This window comes from Aeromonas sp. HMWF014 (genome assembly GCF_963878295.1).
GTDB lineage: Bacteria > Pseudomonadota > Gammaproteobacteria > Enterobacterales > Aeromonadaceae > Aeromonas > Aeromonas popoffii.
Window position 1 is genome coordinate 1 of record NZ_CAWNYS010000552.1, and the last position, 2,635, is coordinate 2,635.

Sequence of the window (2,635 nt, forward strand, 5' to 3'; positions counted from 1 at the left end):
ATCGGGAGGCGACCGACGCCGACTTTGACCGGCTCACTGCCCCGCTCTGGGCCTGGCTCGATGCACTGCATCCGGCGCTCTGGCGCAAGGGCAAGTTGTTCCCCGCCAGCGCCGCCGAGACCCGCCAGTTGCTCGATGATGGTGAGCTCGCCATGGCCATCAGCTTCAACCCCCAGGAGGCCCAGAGCGCGGTGCAAAACGGCACCCTGCCCCCCAATGTGGTGGCCGTCGCCATGGAGAAGGGGGCGCTGACCAACAGCCACTTCCTCGCCATCCCCTTCAACGCCAGCGCCCGGGCCGGCGCCAAGGTGGTGACCAACTTCCTGCTGAGCCCGGTGGCCCAGGTACGCAAGGCCGAGCCCGCCTTCTGGGGCGATCCCAGCGTGCTACAAGCCAGCGCCCTGCCGGTCTCGGCCAAACAGGCGTCTGCGCTGCGCTTCAAGGCTGTGGGCGAGCCCCATCCCAGCTGGCAGCTACGACTCGAAGCGGCCTGGGCCGAGCGCTACGCTCACTGATGATCCTGGCCGGCCCAATCCTATCCAACTGGCGCCCGTTTTTTGGCGCTGGCTACGCCGCCCTGCTGGCCGTCCCTGTGCTGGGGGGAATCGGGTTATTGCTGGCCGAAGGGATGGCCCCCCCGCACCTTCAGCTGCTGCTGGCCCAGCCCGGCCTCTGGCACTCGGCTGCCCTGAGCCTCTGGATTGGCGCCGCCTCGACCCTGGGCAGCCTGCTGCTGACGGCACTGCTGCTGGCACACAGCGGCCAGCAGGGAGCACAGAGCCGGGCCTTTTCCCTGCTGCAGCGCTTGCTCTCTCCCCTGCTGGCACTGCCCCACGTCGCCTTTGCCATCGGTTTGGCCTTTCTGCTCGCCCCCTCCGGCTGGCTGCTGCGCCTCATCTCGCCAGCACTCACTGGCGTTGAGTTTCCCCCCGACTGGCAGACCATCAAAGATCCGCTGGGCCTTGGGCTGATCCTCGCCCTGATCCTGAAAGAAACGCCCTTTCTGCTGCTGATGGCGCTGGCCGCACTGGATCCCGCCAAGCTGGCTCGCCAGCAGTGGCTCGGTGCCAGCATGGGGTTCAGCGCGCCGCAGATCTGGTGGCGCTTGCGGCTGCCAGCGCTCTGGCCCGCCCTGCGCCTGCCCCTCTATGCGGTGGCCGCCTACGGAGTGGCCGTGGTGGATCTGGCCCAGCTGCTGGGGCCCGATGCCCCCGCCCCGCTGGCGGTCAGATTGTGGCTCTGGTATCAGGATCCGGATCTCGTCTGGCGTGGCGCCACCGCCAGCGGAGCCCTCTTGCTGCTCGCCCTCAGCCTGCTGCTGCTCGCCGGTGTGCGGCTGCTGGAGTGGTGCCATACGACTATCGGCAAGCACATCTGGCTCGATGGCCGCCGGACCGAGCCTGGCCTGCTGGCCGCCAACCTGGCCAGCGGCAGCGTATTTGTCCTGATCGCGGTCAATCTGGCGGTGCTGGGGGCGCTGCTGCTCTGGTCACTGGCGCGGCGCTGGTCCTTCCCCGACCTGTTGCCAAGCCAGTGGAGCGGCCAGCATTGGCAAGATCTGCTGCCGGGCCTGATACCGCTGCTCACCCACAGTGCCCTGCTGGCACTGGCAAGCGGGCTGCTGGCACTGGTGATGGCAGTGCTGAGCCTGGAGGCGCAACAGGGTCGCCGCCCCTGGCCGCTCTGGCTCATCTGTCTGCCACTCTTGCTGCCCCAGGCCAGCCTGCTGTTTGGCATCCGCCTTGGGCTCGACTGGCTTAGCCTTCGCTGGACAGCCCATGGCATCGGCTGGGGCTGGGTGCTCTGGAGCCAGCTGCTGTTTGTCTTCCCCTACGTCTACCTTTGCCTGCACGGTCCCTACCGCCAGTTCGACCCGCGCCTTGTGCAAGCCGCGCTGACGCTGGGTGCCCGCCCCTGGCGTGTCTGGTGGCAGGTGAAGGGGCCTCTGCTGGCCCGCCCGCTGCTGTTTGCCCTGGCGGTGGGGGCGGCGGTGAGTATGGCCCAGTATCTGCCGACCCTGCTGTTTGGCGCGGGCCGGGTGGTCACCATCACGACTGAGGCGGTGGCCATCGGCAGCGGCCTCAATCGGCGGCTGGCGGGCCTCTACGGCCTGCTGCAACTGCTGCTGCCGCTCGTTATCTATCTGCTGGCGCTCTGGCTGCCGGCCCGGCTCAATCCAGCGCTCAAGGGCGCCCGCTGAACACGAGAACTTGCCGATGCTAAACACCACGCCCCTTCGCCTCTATCTCGATGAAAACCTGCTGCTGTCGCTGCCTGCACTGCAGGTGGCGCCGGGCGAGGTGCTGACCCTGATGGGGCCAAGCGGTTGCGGCAAAAGCTCGCTGCTGGCGGCGCTGGCGGGGGTCTTGCCCCCCAGGGGACCCATCCGGCTGGAGGGGGAAATATGGCTCGACGAGCGACTGCTTACCCCCTTGCCCCCCCAGGCGCGCCACATTGGCATGCTGTTTCAGGATGACCTGCTGTTTGACCATCTGACGGTGGCGGAGAACCTGATGTTCGGCATGCCTGCGGCTATCAAGGGAAAAAACGCGCGGCGGGAAAAGGCGCTAACCGCATTGGCGCAGGTCGCGCTGGCGGATCAGGCTGACAAGCTGCCGCAGCAGCTCTCCGGCGG

At 67.7% G+C, this 2,635-nt stretch carries 3 protein-coding genes; all 3 read left to right on the forward strand.

The window, feature by feature from the left end; all coding sequences use genetic code 11:
* Positions 1-515, forward strand: a 515-nt coding sequence (locus AAC083_RS21385; protein ID WP_108535556.1) for an ABC transporter substrate-binding protein, incomplete at its 5' end; no start/stop codon positions are given.
* Complete coding sequence (locus AAC083_RS21390) at positions 515-2,200, forward strand: ABC transporter permease (RefSeq protein ID WP_108535557.1); 1,686 nt, start codon at positions 515-517, stop codon at positions 2,198-2,200. The genes AAC083_RS21385 and AAC083_RS21390, both read left to right, overlap by 1 nt.
* Before the next feature lie 16 nt (positions 2,201-2,216).
* A partial coding sequence (locus tag AAC083_RS21395; protein WP_146181545.1) for an ATP-binding cassette domain-containing protein occupies positions 2,217-2,635 on the forward strand: 419 nt, incomplete at its 3' end.